Here is a 19,356-nt window from a genome sequence, read left to right as displayed (position 1 = left end):
TAACAAAAAATTAATAATAATCCCCTGTTACAAAAAAGTAACAAGGGGATTTATAATTGGTTCCTATTACATTGTATTTTTTTATTGTACTTTTATGTACAGATCCAATAACATTAATTAAATTAATCTTCCTCTTGAATCATTTTTTCATATTGTTCTGCAGTCATCAAATCATCTATCTCAGAAGGATCATTCGGCTCTACAACAATCATCCAAGCTTTTTCATATGGTGACTCGTTAACAAATTCAGGACTTGAATCCAACTCATCATTGACTTCTACTACTTTACCACTTATTGGGGCATAGAGTTCTGAGACAGTTTTTACTGATTCAACACTACCAAACGGTTCATCAGATTCTAAAGTATCTCCTTCTTCTGGCAATTCTACAAAGACAATATCTCCCAATTCAGCCTGAGCATGATCAGTGATTCCAATTCTCACTTTATTTCCTTCGACTTTAACCCATTCATGTTCTTCAGAATAGCGTAACTCTTTTGGTAAACTCATGATAAAACCTCCATTTAAATATATTGCATATATTAATATAAAAGCATTTAACCTTTATTTTCAAACATTTTAACCTTATTTCCAAGTTTGCTCAAAAATCTCTTCTTTAAAACCAATAGTAACTTTTTGTCCATCTGTTACTATTGGCCTTTTTATTAACATGCCATCTGATGTCAGCCAATCCAATTGTTGACTTTCAGTTGCGTCAATAAGTTTATCCTTTAAACCCAATTCCCTATATTTCTTTCCACTGGTGTTAAAAAATTTCTTGAGAGGATAACCACTATTTTCAATAATTGTTTTTAATTCTTTTTTTGACGGAGGGGACTCAACAATATGTATTTCGTTTATTTTAATATCTTTTCTATCAAACCATTTTTTAGCTTGTTGGCATGTACTGCACTTGGGATACCAGTAAAAATTCAAAGCCATTTTCAAACCTCCCTTTTCCACATATTTTATCATATTACCCTTAATATTACTTATTTTAATGCCCTATACAAAACGAATTCCCCTATTGAAAATCAATAGGGGAATTCGGTAAAAGTTATTACACTACATATTTTTCTGCATCAATAATTGTTTTTGCGACTTCTCGCTTTTTACCAATTACATTTGTTGGATCGTGTCTAGTCAGCTTTCTCATTGCTGATAAAGTAATTCTCAATGTATCACCTGACTCACTAGCAATAATCGTTTCTTTTGCATGAGCCTCTATACGATTGAAAGCTTCTTGTACGTAGACTTCAGTGTATAGAACTTTTTGTTTATTCTTCTCTTCGCCATTTTTTGAAATCGCTTTTTCAGTTCTTAGTATTGCCGATTCCATATTGTAGATTTCTGAGACGATATCTGCAATATTAGCTAATATTTCTTGCTCGTGCTCTAGTTTTGGACCAAATTTCTGAGCAGCAATTCCTGCTGACAATAATCCGATTTTTTTAGCATTTCTTAGTAAATACTTTTCTTTTTCTAATGTTTCAGTCCCTACTTCTTCGGGCATTAACATCATTAATTCTTCTTGTAATGCTTGTGCCTTTTGCAAAAGTGGCAAATCACCCTTCATTGCTTTCTTTATCAACGATCCAGTAATCAGTAAACGGTTAATCTCATTGGTACCTTCAAATATTCGTTGAATCCTGGAATCACGATACATACGTTCAACTTCATACTCTTGCATAAATCCGTAACCACCATGGATTTGGACAGATTCATCCGCTACGAAATCAATTAATTCAGATCCGAAAACTTTATTTATTGAACATTCAATTTGATATTCAGCTATTGCCTTGGCAATCTCCTTGCCATCTTTCAACTCTTCATCAGTTAATCTTCCCATCCGTTGTTCAAAGAGGCCAACTGTCCGGTAAACAGCACTCTCGTTTACATACGTATTTGTAGCCATTGTTCCTAGCTTCTCCTGAATAAGAGAAAAGTTAGATATGGCCGTGTTGAATTGCTTTCGTTGATTCGCATATTTTGAAGATAATTCAATCCCTAGTTTGGCTCCACCAATTCCGCCTACAGCTAGTTTATATCTACCAACGTTTAAAATGTTAAATGCAATCACATGCCCTTTTCCGATTTCACCTAACACATTCTCTACAGGGACTTTGGCTTCATCTAAAATCACCGTCCGTGTAGAAGAGCTCTTTATACCCATTTTCTTTTCTTCAGGACCAGTCGAAACACCTGGGAAATCGCGTTCCACGATAAATGCCGTAAATTTATCCCCATCAATTTGTGCATAGACAATAAATAGGTCAGCAAATGCTGCGTTAGTAATCCATTGTTTTTCACCATTTAAAACGTAATGGGTTCCTTCATCATTGAGTTTTGCATTTGTTTTTGCACCAAGAGCATCTGATCCCGAACCAGGCTCAGTTAGTGCATAGGCAGCTAACTTTTCACCAGTAGCTAAATCTGGCAAATATTTTTGTTTTTGTTCTTCATTTCCGAAAAAAACAATTGGTAATGTACCAATTCCAACATGTGCACCATGTGTAACTGAAAATCCACCAGACCTAGAAAATTTCTCTGTAATTAGTGATGAACTAATCTTATCTAAACCTAACCCACCATACTCTTCTGGAATATCAACACCTAACAATCCCAATTCCCCAGCCTCTTTTAATAACTGAACGGAGTGCTCGAATTGATGATCCTCAAGTAAAGGTACTTTTGGAATTACCTTATCAATAACAAAATCCTCGGTTGTTTTAGCTATCATTTTATGCTCTTCAGTAAAATCCTCCGGTGTGATAATATCCTCCGGTGTCAGATCTTCGATAATAAAAGCTCCACCCTTAAATACTTTCTCTTTAGTTTCTCCCATGTTTACGCTTCCTCTCTTATAATAATTCGAATACACCAGCAGCTCCCATACCACCACCAATACACATCGTAACTACTCCAAATTGTTCATTTCTACGTTTCATCTCATGAATCAAGCTTAGTGTTAATTTCGTTCCTGTACAGCCTAATGGATGGCCAAGTGCTATTGCTCCACCATTTACATTTACCTTATCCTCATCAAGATTCAACTCACGAATTACGCGAATTGACTGTGACGCAAAGGCTTCATTTAGCTCAAATAAGCCAATGTCACTTAATGAAAGACCAGCAATTTCTAATGCTTTAGGTATTGCTTTAATGGGACCAACACCCATCACTTCAGGTTCGACACCAGCAACTGCAAAGGAAAGAAATTTGACAAGTGGGGTTAACCCTTCAGACTCAGCCTTTTTTCGATCCATCACCAATACCGAAGCGGCTCCATCACTCATTTGTGATGAGTTGCCAGCGGTTACTGAGCCAGTTCTTGAAAAAGCTGGTCTTAGTTTCGAAAGTATCTGTACATTCGTCTCAGACCTTACACCTTCATCAAATTCAAATAACCTTTTCTTTTCTATTACTTTATTATCAGGACCCATTTCCCTATTAGTAATTTCAACAGGGACTATTTCATTTTGAAATCTCCCGTCTTTTAAAGCCTGAGCCGCTCTTGCATGACTCCTTGCTGCGAAAAAATCTTGATCTTCTCGAGAAATACCAAAACGATTAGCTACTTCTTCTGCTGTGTGACCCATCGTCATATAGTAACCTGGTGCATTTTCCACAAGTTCAATATTCGGTTTGATAACATGCCCACCCATTGGAATCATGCTCATTGATTCTGCACCACCAGCGATGATCGAATTACTATGACCGAGCATAATTCTTTCTGCGGCATAAGCTATGCTCTGTAGTCCAGAAGAACAATATCGATTAATAGTGATACCAGGAACAGTAATCGGCAGTCCTGCTAGGCCAGCAATATTCCTAGCCATATTCATTCCCTGTTCAGCTTCTGGCATCGCACAGCCAATAATGACATCGTCAATATTGCCTTGATAGTCTCCAGCACGCTTCAAAGTTTCCCTAATTGTTAATGCTGCAAGATCATCTGGCCTCACATGTGCTAACGAACCTTTATTCGCTTTGCCTATCGGTGTTCTTGCACCTGCGACAATAACAGCTTCCTTCACATTCCTTCCCCCTCTTTAAACTAAATTAGTTACGTAGCGGTTTTCCTTTTACTAACATGTATTGCATTCGCTCCTGAGTTTTTCGTTCACCTATTAAACTTAAAAACGCTTCACGCTCAATATCCAATAAGTATTGTTCATCAACCAATGACCCTTCCTTAACTCGACCACCAGCTAATACAAATGCTAGTTTTGTTGCAATTTTCACATCATGTTCGGATGCATAACCACTAAATGCTAGTGATTTAGCTCCAAGTAGCATTGTTGCATAACCAGGTTCACCAACCACTGGAATTTTTTCTCTTTTTGGAGATTGATAGCCAGCTTTTGTTAGACTAAGAACCTTTTGCTTTGCGTCATGTATTAAATGGTCCTGATTAACGCTAATACCATCCTGTTTATTCAAATATCCATTTTCTATTGCTTCTTGTGCGGATGTAGATACTTTTGCCATTGCAATTCTTTCAAACACTGTATTTGTTACCTTATGAAGATCTAAATCAACTCCTGGTGGAAGATTTCGTATTTGTTTTAAATATAATTCTTTGTTTCCTCCACCGCCCGGTATTAGACCTACACCAAATTCAACCAAACCCATGTAAGTTTCTTGCGCCGCTTGTATTGCACTTGAAGGTAAACATACCTCAGCACCCCCACCTAGCGTCATTCCAAATGGTGCAGTAACGACTGGTTTATTCGCGTACTTTATATTCATCATGGCCTTTTGAAATTGCTTTATAACCATGTCAATTTCAAAATAGTTACCATCCTGTGCTTCCATCAGCATCAGCGCGACGTTAGCACCAACACAGAAGTTCTTACCTTGATTTCCGATAACAAGACCCTCATAATTTTTTTCTACTTCTTCAATTGACTGATTAATCATTTGAAGAATATCCATACCGATGGCATTGCTCTTTGAATTAAATTCTAAACCCGCTACCCCGTCGCCTAGGTCTATTAAACTCGCACCGGTATTCTTTTTTATTACTCCATTCTTTTCCTTTAATAAATGAAGATTTATGTCTTTAGAGTTATATGTTTGAGTTTTATACTGACCATCTTGATAGTAAGAAACTGAACCATTTTCTTTCTTATAGAATGAGTCATTTCCCTTTTCAAGCATATCTGTTATCCATCTAGGAATGGACTCGCCTTCTTCTACCATTCTTTCAACAGATTTTTTAAATCCGATTGCATCCCACATTTCAAAAGGTCCTAATTGCCATCCAAAACCCCAACGCATCGCTTGGTCAATTGAATTAATATCATCTGCTATTTCACCTACTAAATCAGCCGAGTAGATAAGTACTGGTTTCATAGTTTCCCATAGAAATTCACTCGCAGGATCCCCTTTAACAGATAATAGCGCTTTCATTTTTCTGTTTATGCCTTTCTCCTGTTTTGCTATCTCTGTTGCTTTTGTTTTTAAAGACTTTTGTTCCTTGTATTCTAAAGAATTGTAATCCAACTCGTATATTGAACTACCTGATTCCGTCTTTTTCTTTAAATAAAATCCTTGACCTGTCTTTGCTCCTAACCATTTATTATCAAGCATTGTTTGAATAAAGGAAGGAATTTTAAAAAACTTTTTCTCCATCCCATCGACCTTATCATAGACATTGTTTGCAACATGAACGAATGTATCTAACCCAACTACATCAAGAGTTCTATAGGTTGCACTTTTAGGTCTACCGATTAATGGGCCTGTAATTGAATCTACTTCACCAATACTTAATCCCTTTTCTTGCATTTTTTGGGTCGTAACTAACAACCCATAAGTACCAATTCGATTAGCTATAAAATTGGGGGTATCCTTCGCTTCTACAACACCTTTACCTAATACATCTTCTCCAAACTTTTTCATGAATGTTAGTACTTCTTTATTCGTGCATTTTGTAGGAATTATCTCTAATAACTTTAAATAACGAGGAGGGTTAAAAAAGTGCGTTCCAAGAAAGTGTTCTTTTAAATCTTCGGAGCATTCTTCGACCATCCTCTCAATTGAAATTCCGGATGTATTCGAGCTGACAATCGACCCTTCTTTTCTATGAGTGTCAATTGAACTTAAAACTTTTTTCTTGATTACTAAGTTTTCTACAACCACCTCAATAATCCAATCCACTTCTCCCAAGCGACTAATGTCATCTTCTAAATTACCTACCTCAATTAAATCTAAGCTTTTTTTACTAGTAATTGGTGATGGTTTTTGTTTCAGCAATGCTTTTTTACTTACTGTAGTCAAGCGATTCCGAACCGCCATATCCTTCAATGTCAGTTCTGCATGTTTTTCTTGATCAGTTAATTCTTTGGGTACCATGTCAAGCATCAACGTTTGAATTCCTACGTTTGCAAGATGGGCCGCAATTCCTGCCCCCATAACACCAGATCCTATTACCGCTGCACGCTCAATCCTTCGGACCATACTCTCTCCCCCTATCAATTAATTTGAATGAATACTCATTCATTATAATCCGTAAAAAAGGAAGATAATTACTTATCTTCTTATATCTTAACTATAAAATATTTTCAGATATTTCGCAATCCTTTTTTAATAAATCAAAGGATTGCGAAATATCTAAGTCTAAAGTAGTTTATTTCAAATCACCTTATTTGCTAAAAATACCCTTAATTGCAAATGTTATATTAGCTGGTCGCTCAGCCAACCGTCTCATAAAATATCCATACCAATCATTACCGTACGGTACATAAACTCGCATTTTATATCCTTCATCAACTAATTCCTGTTGAAGCTCGTTACGGAATCCATAAAGCATTTGAAACTCAAATTGTTCTCTTGAAATATTATAGTCTTTCTCAACTTTTTTTGTGTATTCTATCATAGCATCATCATGAGTGGCTACTGCCGTATAATTTCCGTTTAACATATGAATTTTAATTATCTTTTTGTAATTATCATCTACATCTTTCTTTTCTGGAAATGCTACCTTTGGAGACTCCTTATACGCACCTTTAACAAGACGTAAATTAGGTTTAAATTCATTTAAATCTTCAATATCTTCAACAGTACGATATAAATAAGATTGAAGTACTGTGCCTATACCATCATACTCACTTTTTAATTCCTTAAAGATATCAAGAGTAGATTGGCAACGCTCAAAATCCTCCATATCAATTGTTACAAACACATTATGCTTTTTACCAGCCTCTAGAATTTTCCTCATGTTCTCCATTACTAGTTGATGAGAAATATCTAAGCCCATTGAGGTCATTTTTAAGGATAATTGAGAATCCAACTTATTTTCTGCAATTGTTTCAATAGCCTTAACACATTCGTCAGCAGCCTCGCGCGCTTCATCTTCACTATCAATAAATTCACCTAGGTGATCAATGGTTACTGCCAGTCCTTTATCGTTTAATTTCTTAATAATTTTTGCAGCATCCTGAATAGTTTCACCCGCAACAACTGTGCCTGCACCAAATCGAAATCCATATCTTTTTGCTAATTTTGTAAAAAATTTGTTTTTTGATAAGAATAAGAAAAAATTCCGTAATAATCGTTCCATAAGAAATCCCCCTACGCCTCAGCTATTCTGGTAAGTACTAATAATTTCCACTAAATTCACTATTAAACTCAATACCTTGTTCATTAACATTCTATCATCTTTTTATACAAAGAGGTATTAATTCATGTTAAATTCACCAGTCTTTTTGAGAATATTCCTTTATCAATTAATAAGTTGTTGCTAGCATAAGTTCATTTTCTTTGGGAACTATATCATTGATAATAGTTAAGGAGGCCAATAAAATGGAACAACAAAATCAATCTATCGGACAAAACCAGGCTCAGCCGATGCCTCAGCCACCGAATATCGTAAGTTCAAAAGATTTACTGTATCTTACTGATATGCTTTCATGGAACTTAAATGCTTCCAAGAAAGCACACTTTTTCGCTCAACAATGTACAATTCCTGACGTTAAAACAGAGTTAGAGAAAGCATGTCAAATGCACGAAAAGCATTACAACGTTATCCTTCAACATCTAAACCAACAAAGCCAACAATCTATCAATTAGAAGAAAGGAGCCTTACCGATGAATCAACAGCAAAACCAAAAAGTCCAAAACCCAGAAACACAAGTTCCAAAAACACCACAAATGAATGATAAAGACTTCGTAAATGATATCTTAACAACTGAAAAATATATGACTGACTCTTATAGCACTGCACTAAATGAAGCAAGTAATCAGGCTATTTATCAAGATCTTAGTACTATTTTCCAAGAAACACAGGATTGTCAACGAAACCTCTATAACTTGATGTTTAAAAATGGATGGTATAGTGTCGAAGCTGCAGATCAACAAAAAGTTCAACAAGCTTATCAACAATTCACAGGTTATACAAATCAACTTCCACAGCACTAGAAATGAATAAAATACCTAACAAGGCTCTTGTGAGAAGTTCACAAGGGCCTTATTAAATTAATCTAGAGACATACACTTATCATAGGAGGTTTGTAATATCCTTTTTCTAGTACCCACATCTAACCGGGATAACAAGATATCCGAATTAAAACGGAATCGTTCTCATTTACAAATAGGAATGATTACGATAAAATAGAGCAACAGTTACAACCAATAAATCCCGTTTTTATAATGGCTGTTTTCTAAAAGATTGTTGTTTTTGACGCAAAATCTATAAATTTCGACGTAACCTGCTTGTTGATTTCCGCTTCGGGCAGTCGCTTTCCGCGGGCAACGCTTCAACTTCCTCGGAAGAATACCACTTCCTGTGGGATTTTCAGCTGTTGGGACTGCGATTACTCGTCCCATCGAAAACATTTGCTTTTCCCGCAGGAGTCGACTGCCCTTCGCTTCAATCACATCATATAAGTGGAGTTAGTAAGAGTACTAGCGTTCTAAATACACTAAGACTCATAAAAAAATACAAACCTCCACGCAATGAAATTTTCAAGTTAGTAAGTAGTGGTATTTTATGAAATTAACGTTTCTTGGGATAACGTCTTACTTGAACAGAAAGCTATTTTAAGTTTCGGAAAAATACGACACTCCTATGGGAAAGGAACAGCCTGAAGACCCCGCAATGAGCGATTTTTCTCGTGAGGAGGCTGAAGCGTTCCCCATGGAAAGGGAGTGTTTTTCCGAAGCGATGGACGATCACTTATCCTATAAGAATGGGGTACAGTCACGGAAAAGTTAAGACGTATTTTATATCAATAGCAAAAATCTAACAGAAAAGAGCCATTATAATTTACTTAGAAATAAAACACGCATTGAAACGGAGAGTGCATATGTCAAAGCCAATTGTCTCAATGAAACAGGTTAATTATGCCTATGAAAATAAACATGCTTTGAAAAATATTAATTTTGAAATCAAACAAGGTTCATTCATTGGTCTTGTGGGGCCAAACGGTGGTGGTAAAACCACTCTAGTCAAATTGTTACTTGGAATTCTAAAGCCACATCAAGGGTCAATAGATTTATTTGGAACACCTATTCATAAATTCAAGGATTGGAATAAAATTGGCTTTGTTTCACAAAAAGCAAATTCTTTTAACCGCGGCTTTCCTGCAACTGTTCACGAAGTGGTATCCATGGGGTTAACAGCAAAAGTAGGGTATTTTAAATTTTTTACTAAAGAGCATAAACAAAAAATCGCAGATGCAGTTGAACATGTTGGAATGTCAGAATACTTACATGAAAACATTGGAGACTTATCAGGGGGACAGCAGCAACGTATATTTATTGCCCGTTCTTTGGTTAGTGACCCTGAATTGCTAATCTTAGATGAACCTACTGTTGGTGTTGATGCAGAAAATGTTCAGAAGTTTTATGAATTATTACATCATTTAAACAAACACAAAAACATTACTCTATTACTTGTTACACATGATATTGGTACGATGACGCGTAATGCTACTGATATTGTGTGCCTAAACAAAACCTTACATTTTCACGGAAATCCGCTAGAGTTCTCTAATCTATCGGAAAATGATTTATCCGAATTTTATGGTCATCCGTTGAATCTAGTTACACATAACCATTAATCGGAGGAAACAGCATGCTTGCTAATTTTTTTGAATACGAGTTTTTACAAAATACTTTCTATACAGGATTATTAATTGGATTAATCGCACCCTTACTTGGTACATTTATTGTTGTGAGGCGGCTATCACTCATCGCAGATGCACTTTCCCATGTAACGTTAGCAGGGATTGCTTTTGGTTTATTATTAGAGAAAAAATACGCAGTAGGAATCACCCCTTTTTATACAGGAATGGCATTTTCTGTTATTGCATCAGTCTTTGTCGAACAACTGCGACGTGTATATAAAGCCTATCAAGAACTAGCCATCCCTATTATACTATCTGGTGGTGTAGGACTTAGTGTAATCTTTATATCTCTAGCAAATGGATTTAATACCGACTTATATAATTATTTATTTGGTTCAGTTTCCGCAGTTAGTCGCGCAGATATGTGGATGATAATTGGAATCTCAGTTATCGTATTGACTACGCTGTTTTTATTTTATAAAGAATTGTTTATGTTGTCTTTCGATGAAGAACACGCGGTTGTATCTGGCATACACTCAAAAAGAATACACTTTTTATTTATAGTATTAACTGCGCTTGTGATTGCAGCTTCAATACGTATCGTTGGTGTTCTATTAGTCTCGGCCTTAATGACATTGCCAGTCGCGGCCAGTATTCGTATTGCCAAAGGATTTAAGCAAACAATCCTACTATCGATAATATTTGGAGAAACTTCTGTTATTTTAGGTTTAATTTCAGGCTATTATTTTGAAATTCCACCTGGTGGCACAATTGTTGTTATTTCTATTATAATATTATTAATATGTATCTCTGTTAAACGACTCTGGTTTACATTGTCTAGAAAGAAGGCGATACAATGAAGGCACAAGAAGCATTAAAATTATTAAAAGAAAAAGGCTATAAGCATACAGATAAACGGGAAGATATCATCAATTATTTTTCTACCGAAGATAGGTATAGAACAGCCAAAGATCTTCTAAGCTACATGGAACCAAACTATGAAGGAATTAGCTTTGACACCATATACAGAAATCTTCATTTGTTTAATCAAGTGGGGATTTTAGAATCCACTGAATTGAATGGCGAAAAACATTTTCGAATTAAATGTGTTCACCATCACCATCACCATTTTATTTGCAACGAATGTGGTGTTACAAAAGAAATTCGCTCTTGTCCAATGGACGACATACAAGGTGAACTACAAAACTTTGCTATTGAGGGACATAAGTTTGAAATCTATGGTCTCTGTCCACAATGTCAATAATAAAAACTGAGTGGCAGCTATTTATATTAGTTGGAGTGGGTGGAGCTATTGGAGCATCCGCCCGATATGCCATTTCTTTTCTTCCCATCACAAACGGGTTTCCTTTTGCAACACTCATCACGAATTTAATTGGCTGTTTTGTTTTAGCATACCTGCTAAGCAATGTTAGTCTGAAGAGGCTTTTCCCTACAAATATTATAACTGCAATAGGTTCAGGAGTTATAGGTTCATTCACCACATTTTCAGCCTTTGCGTTAGAAACAATCATTTTATGGAACACGAATAACCTACTTGCTATCATCTATGTTTCTAGCAGCATAATTGGGGGGATTTTTTTGTGTTTTCTAGGTAACTTACTCGCTGTTAAAAGAGTGAAGGTCTAAAAAATGGATTTAGTCTTAGTAGCAATCGGTGGGTTTTTCGGAGCTATGGCACGATTTGCAATCGGAATAAAGTTGAACAAACCCAAAACACATATGCCTTATGGCACATGGATAGCTAATGTAAGTGGTTCGATTCTATTAGGTATTTTGTTTGTATTGCTTGACAAAAATATTATTGATCAATGGATATGGCTATTGTTAGGCGTCGGGGTTTGTGGTGCTTTTACTACTTTTTCTACATTTAGTAGTGAAACTTTGTCGATGCTCTTTGCTAAAAAGTTCCGAAGTGCTCTTATCTATGTAGTATCTACCTTACTTGTTAGTCTTATTGTAGTTATCCTAGTTATTATACTATCAAACACCCTTACTAAATAAAATAAGTAAGGGTGTTTCTTTTTAAGCAACTACTTTTTTAATCACTTTTGACTCTTCATGGTCAAGAATATTTAATCCTTTTACTTCGAATACTTTCTTGTTCATATAATGCTCTATATCTTTAGCTTCTTCTTTCTCACCAACAATATAGATACGGTTCCATTGGTGATCTTTTGCAAGTTTATCCATTTTAGGAGCTAAATCCTTATACCAGCGTTTCTGATTTGCTCGGAATCGATCATCAAAGTTGTCCTGTTGGATGTTCTTTCCGGCCATACCAGATGCTGCATCAATCTTTGGAGGACCTGCAAACTGTCTCCAGTCTTCTGTATCAATATCTAATTTATAATGTTTTGTTTCTAAAACTGCACCAAGTTCTGCTTCAATTACTTTTACATTACTTTGCTGAACAAGTACAATTCCTACTTTTGGAAAAATAGTTTGCATTTGATATAACTGTCCAGTTACTGGAGTATCCTGCCAATAAAATTCTGTTTTGACACCCATTTGTAATTTTTCTGCAAACCAAACGGATTCATCTGGACTGGCAAATAAAACAATACTTTTTTGTAAGTTTAATTTGTTATCATAAACGTATCTCTCTACCTTTTCTCGGACTTTCTTAAAATAGTTAAGTTCCTCTTTATCGCCACTTTGCTCTAAATAATTTTCAAAGCTATTCAACCCGTTTTTAAGTTGAATTTTCCATTCTCCACCCTGTTGATCTGGGTCAGATGGATCGGTATTTAGATACATGGACAATACACGATTGGGCTTTTCCAACTTCACGTTTTGCAAATCCTTCAATTTACTTTCAAGTTTCATTCTTTCCCACTCTCCTTTTGATGGATTTGAAATCGTATATATTAGTGTGTATCCTAAATTTGAAAAGACAAAACGTATTTTTTATTATTCGGTTTTTAAATAATTCAAAATCACGGCATAGAAAGCGATGGTAAAATATGGCGAAAAAAATCAGGGGCCAGTTAATTCAATTCGGATTCATCGGTATAAGTAATGCAGTTGTTGATATTGTTACGATAAATGTACTTTTATTTATCTGGCCTACTAAGGACTCATCTTTATTGTTAGTGTTTAACACGATTGCCTACATACTTGCTATTTTAAACAGTTATGTTTGGAATACTAAATATACATTTAGCCATCATGCAACAATCGAATCCAAAGAAATCATGTTATTTATTTTACAAGCTGCTTTAGCTTTAGTAATTAATAACATAGTATTTGTTGGTATGTTTCAATTACTAGAGAATCAAACGGCCTTTCTTTCGCCAACATTTGTCAACCAAAATATTGCTAAAGGAATGGCAATGTTCTTATCCTCTTCCGCAAGCTTTTTTCTAATGAAATATTTTGTGTTTAGAAAGACTCACAAAAAAGAAAAGAAGACATTGAATTAATCTGAAGGTAGTAAAAAGCCATTAAAGATAATTGCAGAATCTTTGATGGCTTTTACGAGTAATTTTTTCATAAATAGTATGATGAATGGTTAATATAAAAGAACTCGGTGAGCATCATTAAAAGAGGTGTAATTGATTTAATAAATCCAAGGAGGTGAAATCATGACTGTAGGAACACAGATGCAACAAGCTATCTCTAGTTGTGAAAGTGTCTTAGCTAGCCTTCACAGTTTTGCTTTAGAAACACAAGACCAAACAGCGAAGCAAATGTTCCAAAATCTTGGTAACCAACAGCAACAGGTTCTAGATAACCTAAAAGCTCGACTCCAATACATTGAGACACAAGAACCACAATATAAAAACCAATAGATTTAAAAAATAACAAAAGGGAACATTTCCCTTTTGTTATTTTACTATCATAACTGGGCAGGTTGCTCGCTTGGCCACTTTATGACTAACACTTCCTAACACCATCTCTTGCAATGAATTTAACCCTCGACTGCCAATAACACAGACATCCATTTTGTTTTCATTAGCATATTTAACAATACTTGGTCCTGGTTCACCATGGACAATTTTAGTTTCATACTTGATATTTGCATGCTTAAATTTCTGTTCGGTTAGAATTAGTTTTTCTTTTCTACTACGATCAACATCGATCGAATTCCAATTATGTAAAACATCTGTTTTTGATTTACTACCATCGACAACATATATGACTGTAATTTCTGCGTTCGGATTATTATTTGCTAGGGTTAAAGCTTTTTCGGCAGCTCTAATAGAGTGTTCAGACCCATCAGACGCTAACAATATTTTATTAAACATAATAAAATCTCCTAACACAAATTTTTTTTAATTATAGCAAACAAAACTATATATAGAAACAACTAGTCAAAACATTTACAAATCAGACAAAATTTTGACTTTTTTAAAAAGTTATTCCCCTATAGGGAAAAATCAACGAAATTACACTTATATTATATTTTTGCTAATAATTACCTCCCTTCTTTTGTCGTTATTTCTTTGGCTTTTGACAAATAATATTTTCAGAAGGAGGACTTCCTATGGATCATGTAAAAGCTCTCGGGATAAAATTTATTGTTATTGCTATTGTATTATTTTCCATATTGGCAATATTCAATAACGCTTCACTAACAAACATATTAATAATAAGCATACTCGTTACTGGAGTATCCTATTTGATAGGAGATCTATTCATTCTCCGTCGCTATGGTAATTTAATTGCTACTGTAGCAGATTTTGGATTAGCTTTCATTTCTGTTTGGCTTTTAAGTACCCTCTTTTTTCAGGTTGAATATGGGATTTTTTCGGCTTCACTATTCATAGCCTTCTTCATAAGTATTAGTGAAGCAATTTTCCACATGTATATGCAAAGAATAGTCTTTAAACAAGATAAGGAAATTTACATTAACAGAAGAGTATTATCTAACAATTTTCAAACTGAATTCTCAGAGGAAAAACTGGATCGAGACATTATTGAACTACGTGATGATAAAAAAGACGATAATTAAAACCTATATTTAAATACCGTCGCCTTAACTATCAAACAACTTCTAGTCCCATAAAGGCAGGAACTTTTCCTTTCCTGTCTTTATGATTTTAAAACTTCCGAAAAGAAATGAATCAAAGATGCAGGTAAGCTTCTGTTGCAAGCATTAGTCCTACTTCCTTATTATCCTTCCATATTTTATCGTAATTTTTTAAAGGGACTGGTCTTGGACCTACAAGTGGCGATATCTCTGGTGTAAATGCTGGTCTTTTCAGAGTGGTTAAAAACCAATCTGTATACCCCCCACCACTAGGATTTGGGCCTGGGTCTACCAATTGATATTCTGTTTTTTCACTAAATATTTCAGCAATTCTTTTAGAAGTTTCTAACAATTCTCCTTTGCATTTATATTTCCAAAATATTTCTTCACCAGATGAGTGGTAAGCTACCGCTAGTTTAAAATCGTGATTTAATGTAAATGTATATACTGTTTTTGATTCCGGCTCACTCAATGGAGTCGGTCCTTTATACATCATTGAAGCTGGATGACCCACGTTATCTTGAATACTATCCCAGTCTGCAGGGTATTGACGGTTAAGGTCAACACCACGTATATTGGCCTTCCAAGTTGAAAAATCGTTCCCATTATTTATTGCTATGACTTCGTCAGGTCTTTTGGCACTATTCACACCTAATTGAACAAGTGACACACCATCTGGATTAACCATAGGAACAAACCAAATTGTAGCCTTGTTCAATAATGTTTTAACATCATAACCACCAATGCTATTATTAGCTTCGTAAGCCTGACTATAATAATCAATCATGTTCATCAATAAGGATGTCGTTAACCATTCTCTAGCATGGTGTGCTCCATTCAAGAAAATTTCCGTTTCACCAAATCCTAGTTTAACTGCATAAATATTTCTATTATCAACAGATTTACCTATAACATCATAGGTAACTAAATTGGGATACACCTGATTTAACTTTTTTAAGTCTTTTACCATTTGTTGATAGGTGTAAATCACCTTAGGGTTTACTATACTTTCCATAGGAAACCTCCTCCTATCATCTTCACACCGTTAGAATGGAAAGTTTAGACGGCATTTGTTCTACACTATTATATTATTAATAAAGTAACCAATGGTGAAGGTGTTAAAATGTATTTACAAAAATAGGCGCCTGGAATCTCCCAGCGCCTAATTCTTATATACTATTTTAATGCACGATTGGCTAACATCTGAATGACCATGTCATCCATCGGTGGATTATGAAGTCCCGCCCTAACATCACGATAATATTGCTCAAATCTTAGTTTTTTAGAAAGACCCCTTCCTCCAACGATTCGCATAGCTAAATCTACCACTTCACTAGCAATATTAGTGGCTGTCGTTTTGACTGCAGCAAGTTCTGGACCAAGATTTTCTCTTTCCTCGACCCGGGTATCCCATTTCTCAGCAACGGCATACATAAAATGCCGAGCCTGAAGAAGCTTAAGATCCATCTCACCTATTTTTTGTTTCACATGAGGTACTTCTGATATTGTTGTACTAAGGCTGTTTGGTTGATAGGTTTTGGCGAATTCAACCGCGTCATTTCTTGCTGCAATAGCTATTCCTAAGTAACATGCAGGTATATGTAATAACCAACCTTTTGGGGAGCGCTTTGGAGTAGCAGTACTAATTTCCACCAATAAATCTTCAGTTAATTTTACATTTTCAAGAACTAAATCATCGCTACCAGTACCTCTCATTCCTAAAGTGTCCCACGTATGTTCTACTTTTACACCCGGATGGTCTTTTTCAATTAGGAAACTTCCAACAGCCTTCTTATCCTCTACAAATGCTGTAACTATATAATAGTCAAGGACACTAGCCATTGTTGTGAATGTTTTTCTTCCGTTTAGAATATAATAATCTCCATCACGTACTGCTCTGGTTTCAGGAATACCACCACGTGTAGGGCTACCTGTTGCCGGCTCTGAAGCAGCGCGATTGATAACCTTCCCCTTTTCACCAATTTCTGAAGCAATCATCTCAAATTTTTCCTGTGTCCATAGTTTTTGCTCGCTTAATTCCATTATTACTCCCATATGCCAACCAATTGACAATGCAGTGGATCCATCACCAACGGCAAGCCTTTCCTGGAGAAGTAAAAATTCGTATAGACTAATTGCTTGGCCCCCATACTTTTCAGGAAGAGGTAAAGTCACATATCCTTCTGATTTTAAATCCTTTAAGTTACTCAACGAGAAGGAAGCATTTTTTTCCATTTCAGGTATTCTTTTTTCCACACGGGTTGCTAACCTTGCTGACATTTCATACAGCTTTCTTTGGCGATCACTTTTAATAAAAGGTGTAAATAAATCGGTCATAGCTTTCACTCCTGTTTAGTTTTTGTAATAGATTAATTATCTATCATGTTACAAAAACTGTTCCATTTAAGCCAATTTAATACATTAGTTCTTTGAAAATTCAATGTTATATTGGCCATTTATAAAACTCTGTGTTTCAATTCAATCAACCCTTTGTTATAGTATGAATGGTGATTGAAACAGTTTAGATATAAGGAAGTGATAACTTGAGGCTTATTCGTCAGGGGTTCCATTTTTATCTGATTGGTATTTTAACCTTAACGTTCGGGATAGCACTAACCATTTTGTCTAGATTGGGTGCTTCTCCTTTTGATGCACTTTTGGTCGGTCTACACAGGACATTTGGATTAACAATTGGCAGTTGGGAAATTGTAGTTGGGTTCTCGATGGTATTATGCAATGCCCTCGCACAGAAAAGTCGACCAGAATACTATGCACTTCTTACTTCCTTAATTACTGGTATTGGTATTGATTTGTGGTTGTTCGTTTTAAGTAACTGGATTAACCCCCTAACGTTAGTTGGTCAATCATTTGCACTTGCATTGGGTATAGTGTTTACTGGAATCGGAGTTGCAACTTATTTACAGTCGAATTTTGCACCGAATCCACTAGATCGATCGATGCTTGTACTATCTGATTTAACAGGGTGGAATGTAACCTATTCTCGTGCACTAATAAGTATTATGCTAGTTATTCTTGCATTCTTTTTCCAAGGAGCCATTGGGATAGGAACATTAATTAATGCCTTGCTTACAGGAGTACTCATTAATTTCTTTATGCCATATATAGCCATAATTAAAAATAAAACAGAGAAACAAAAAGAACATTTCGCTTGAATCAGCAAAAAGCAGTCAGTTATGTTTACTAAAGGAACCCGTTTTAAGGTGCATATCAATAAAATGAGATAAAAAATGACGTGTCAATTTACACGTCATTTTTCCTTATTTAAATAAGGTTTGTTGGACTTTAAATAAAAATTGACATCAAAATGGTTACAGTTTTCCAGTAATGACATTACTTGTAGTACAATAAAAATCTGGTTGTCACTGTCAATTTGATTGTTATTTACGAGGGCAATTATGGAGTTCATCGAAGCAAAGAATAGTTTAGGAAGTAAGTTCATTGGCGTTCGGGCCATACAAAATCAGTTCGTGAAATAACATAATAAACCAGATTATTTTTAGCACCACAAATAACAAACAAAAAAGCTTGGTTTTTATGCTCTAGCGTTCTTTTCTATATTTGTATTGAACGCCAACTATTCACTTTCCATTTTTTCATCTTCTAACGTTCCACTAAAGATAAAAGGAACCATCTTCCCACTAGATAATTCGACCACAACTTGAGTTTCAAATTCTTCTATATCCAAAGCATCATAACTAATATTCATTTCTTTACTATCATATCCAGAAGGTAAACTTATCGTTTCCCCACCTGGCTCCTCTTTTATTTCCTCCCATTCGTATAATTCTTGCCCTGAACCATTTATCGAATAGGCGTTACCCTTCTTATCTTGTAAGTAGTTAGAGTTTTGTAACTCTCCTTCCATTTTAATACCTGGTTCGACGACGATCTTCGCATTTCCACTCGAATTGTTCAATACCAAGAAATTAAAAGTGGTCATATTATATCTTTGCTGCTGAAATTCTTCGACCTTTAAGAGAGTTATTTCTATATTTTCTCTTACTTGTGTATCAGAAAACTGATATTCTTTTGGATAAGTTTCAGATTGGCAACCAATAAGTAAAAAGGTAATTATTACAATTAACACTCGTATTTTATGCAATCTACTCCCTCCCATCTATGCAAATTATAACATTGAACAAAAATTAGCGCCGCATTCCCCTTCAAAATCTTCGATTTAGTGGGGGTTAGGCGCTAAGGTCTTACTTTCCTTGTTCTTCAATATACTTTTAAATACATCTATCGTTGCTCCACCTGTAGTTAATATCATATA

At 35.3% G+C, this 19,356-nt stretch carries 23 protein-coding genes; 11 read left to right on the top strand and 12 right to left on the bottom strand.

Annotated features, from left to right (window positions below; all coding sequences use genetic code 11):
- Positions 1-122 precede the first annotated feature (122 nt).
- The 6 genes from gcvH to GH741_RS18760 form a co-directional block, all read right to left on the bottom strand.
- Complete coding sequence (gene gcvH / locus GH741_RS18785; RefSeq protein ID WP_153738308.1) at positions 123-509, bottom strand: glycine cleavage system protein GcvH; 387 nt, start codon at positions 507-509, stop codon at positions 123-125.
- A 75-nt stretch (positions 510-584) separates the two neighbouring features.
- A complete protein-coding gene (locus GH741_RS18780) occupies positions 585-941 on the bottom strand; it encodes an arsenate reductase family protein (RefSeq protein ID WP_153738307.1) in 357 nt (118 codons plus the stop codon).
- Positions 942-1,059: 118 nt separating this feature from the next.
- Positions 1,060-2,844, bottom strand: a complete 1,785-nt coding sequence (locus GH741_RS18775; protein ID WP_153738306.1) for an acyl-CoA dehydrogenase family protein — start codon at positions 2,842-2,844, stop codon at positions 1,060-1,062.
- A gap of 16 nt (positions 2,845-2,860) precedes the next feature.
- The gene (locus GH741_RS18770; RefSeq protein WP_338079567.1) at positions 2,861-4,036 is read right to left on the bottom strand and encodes an acetyl-CoA C-acetyltransferase; all 1,176 of its coding nucleotides are present in this window, start codon (positions 4,034-4,036) and stop codon (positions 2,861-2,863) included.
- A gap of 25 nt (positions 4,037-4,061) precedes the next feature.
- Positions 4,062-6,461: a 3-hydroxyacyl-CoA dehydrogenase/enoyl-CoA hydratase family protein gene (locus GH741_RS18765; RefSeq protein WP_153738305.1), complete on the bottom strand. Its 2,400-nt coding sequence runs from the start codon at positions 6,459-6,461 to the stop codon at positions 4,062-4,064.
- Positions 6,462-6,645: 184 nt separating this feature from the next.
- Positions 6,646-7,563 (bottom strand): proline dehydrogenase family protein, encoded by a 918-nt coding sequence (locus tag GH741_RS18760; RefSeq protein WP_153738304.1) that lies wholly within the window; start codon positions 7,561-7,563, stop codon positions 6,646-6,648.
- Positions 7,564-7,805: 242 nt separating this feature from the next.
- On the opposite strand from GH741_RS18760, the gene GH741_RS18755 reads away from it, so the two are divergent.
- Together GH741_RS18755 and GH741_RS18750 are read left to right on the top strand one after the other, a co-directional pair.
- On the top strand, positions 7,806-8,072 hold the full coding sequence (locus GH741_RS18755) for a hypothetical protein (RefSeq protein ID WP_153738303.1): 267 nt from the start codon (positions 7,806-7,808) through the stop codon (positions 8,070-8,072).
- A gap of 18 nt (positions 8,073-8,090) precedes the next feature.
- The gene (locus GH741_RS18750; RefSeq protein ID WP_153738302.1) at positions 8,091-8,420 is read left to right on the top strand and encodes a spore coat protein; all 330 of its coding nucleotides are present in this window, start codon (positions 8,091-8,093) and stop codon (positions 8,418-8,420) included.
- Positions 8,421-8,624: 204 nt separating this feature from the next.
- Here GH741_RS18750 and GH741_RS18745 read toward each other — a convergent pair whose 3' ends face one another.
- On the bottom strand, positions 8,625-8,828 hold the full coding sequence (locus GH741_RS18745; RefSeq protein ID WP_153738301.1) for a hypothetical protein: 204 nt from the start codon (positions 8,826-8,828) through the stop codon (positions 8,625-8,627).
- 479 nt (positions 8,829-9,307) lie between these two features.
- On the opposite strand from GH741_RS18745, the gene GH741_RS18740 reads away from it, so the two are divergent.
- Genes GH741_RS18740 through crcB form a run of 5 tightly spaced genes read left to right on the top strand, consistent with a single transcriptional unit; the run spans position 9,308 to position 12,091 of the window.
- Complete coding sequence (locus GH741_RS18740; protein WP_153738300.1) at positions 9,308-10,063, top strand: metal ABC transporter ATP-binding protein; 756 nt, start codon at positions 9,308-9,310, stop codon at positions 10,061-10,063.
- 14 nt (positions 10,064-10,077) lie between these two features.
- Positions 10,078-10,929 carry a metal ABC transporter permease gene (locus GH741_RS18735; RefSeq protein WP_153738299.1) on the top strand — a complete coding sequence of 284 codons (852 nt, stop codon included), beginning with the start codon at positions 10,078-10,080 and terminating at the stop codon, positions 10,927-10,929.
- Positions 10,926-11,333 carry a Fur family transcriptional regulator gene (locus GH741_RS18730; protein ID WP_153738298.1) on the top strand — a complete coding sequence of 136 codons (408 nt, stop codon included), beginning with the start codon at positions 10,926-10,928 and terminating at the stop codon, positions 11,331-11,333. The genes GH741_RS18735 and GH741_RS18730 overlap by 4 nt, the downstream gene beginning before the upstream one ends.
- On the top strand, positions 11,324-11,716 hold the full coding sequence (locus tag GH741_RS18725) for a fluoride efflux transporter FluC (RefSeq protein WP_153738297.1): 393 nt from the start codon (positions 11,324-11,326) through the stop codon (positions 11,714-11,716). Before GH741_RS18730 ends, GH741_RS18725 begins: the two co-directional genes overlap by 10 nt.
- A 3-nt stretch (positions 11,717-11,719) precedes the next feature.
- The gene (crcB, locus tag GH741_RS18720) at positions 11,720-12,091 is read left to right on the top strand and encodes a fluoride efflux transporter CrcB (RefSeq protein ID WP_153738296.1); all 372 of its coding nucleotides are present in this window, start codon (positions 11,720-11,722) and stop codon (positions 12,089-12,091) included.
- Positions 12,092-12,112: 21 nt separating this feature from the next.
- On the opposite strand, the gene GH741_RS18715 is transcribed toward crcB, so the two are convergent.
- Positions 12,113-12,916, bottom strand: coding sequence for a VLRF1 family aeRF1-type release factor (locus tag GH741_RS18715; protein WP_153738295.1), 804 nt, complete (start codon positions 12,914-12,916; stop codon positions 12,113-12,115).
- Between the two features lie 137 nt (positions 12,917-13,053).
- Here GH741_RS18715 and GH741_RS18710 point away from each other — a divergent pair, with 137 nt between their 5' ends.
- Both GH741_RS18710 and GH741_RS18705 read left to right on the top strand, forming a co-directional pair.
- Positions 13,054-13,512, top strand: coding sequence for a GtrA family protein (locus GH741_RS18710; RefSeq protein ID WP_153738294.1), 459 nt, complete (start codon positions 13,054-13,056; stop codon positions 13,510-13,512).
- Between the two features lie 162 nt (positions 13,513-13,674).
- On the top strand, positions 13,675-13,881 hold the full coding sequence (locus GH741_RS18705) for a DUF1657 domain-containing protein (protein WP_153738293.1): 207 nt from the start codon (positions 13,675-13,677) through the stop codon (positions 13,879-13,881).
- Positions 13,882-13,917: 36 nt separating this feature from the next.
- Here GH741_RS18705 and GH741_RS18700 read toward each other — a convergent pair whose 3' ends face one another.
- On the bottom strand, positions 13,918-14,337 hold the full coding sequence (locus GH741_RS18700; protein WP_153738292.1) for a universal stress protein: 420 nt from the start codon (positions 14,335-14,337) through the stop codon (positions 13,918-13,920).
- A 239-nt stretch (positions 14,338-14,576) separates the two neighbouring features.
- On the opposite strand from GH741_RS18700, the gene GH741_RS18695 reads away from it, so the two are divergent.
- Positions 14,577-15,044: a YndM family protein gene (locus GH741_RS18695; protein ID WP_153738291.1), complete on the top strand. Its 468-nt coding sequence runs from the start codon at positions 14,577-14,579 to the stop codon at positions 15,042-15,044.
- Between the two features lie 112 nt (positions 15,045-15,156).
- Here GH741_RS18695 and GH741_RS18690 read toward each other — a convergent pair whose 3' ends face one another.
- Complete coding sequence (locus tag GH741_RS18690; RefSeq protein ID WP_153738290.1) at positions 15,157-16,077, bottom strand: M14 family metallopeptidase; 921 nt, start codon at positions 16,075-16,077, stop codon at positions 15,157-15,159.
- A 161-nt stretch (positions 16,078-16,238) separates the two neighbouring features.
- Positions 16,239-17,399, bottom strand: coding sequence for an acyl-CoA dehydrogenase family protein (locus GH741_RS18685; protein WP_153738289.1), 1,161 nt, complete (start codon positions 17,397-17,399; stop codon positions 16,239-16,241).
- Positions 17,400-17,605: 206 nt separating this feature from the next.
- Between GH741_RS18685 and GH741_RS18680 the strand changes: the two genes are divergently transcribed.
- The gene (locus tag GH741_RS18680) at positions 17,606-18,235 is read left to right on the top strand and encodes a YczE/YyaS/YitT family protein (RefSeq protein WP_153738288.1); all 630 of its coding nucleotides are present in this window, start codon (positions 17,606-17,608) and stop codon (positions 18,233-18,235) included.
- Between the two features lie 422 nt (positions 18,236-18,657).
- Here the strand turns inward: GH741_RS18680 and GH741_RS18675 are convergent, their stop codons facing one another.
- The gene (locus GH741_RS18675; RefSeq protein WP_153738287.1) at positions 18,658-19,185 is read right to left on the bottom strand and encodes a hypothetical protein; all 528 of its coding nucleotides are present in this window, start codon (positions 19,183-19,185) and stop codon (positions 18,658-18,660) included.
- Positions 19,186-19,356 lie beyond the last annotated feature (171 nt).

The sequence above is a fragment of the Aquibacillus halophilus genome, assembly GCF_009649745.1.
Lineage (GTDB): Bacteria > Bacillota > Bacilli > Bacillales > Amphibacillaceae > Aquibacillus > Aquibacillus halophilus.
This window is presented reverse-complemented; position numbering and strand designations above follow the sequence as displayed.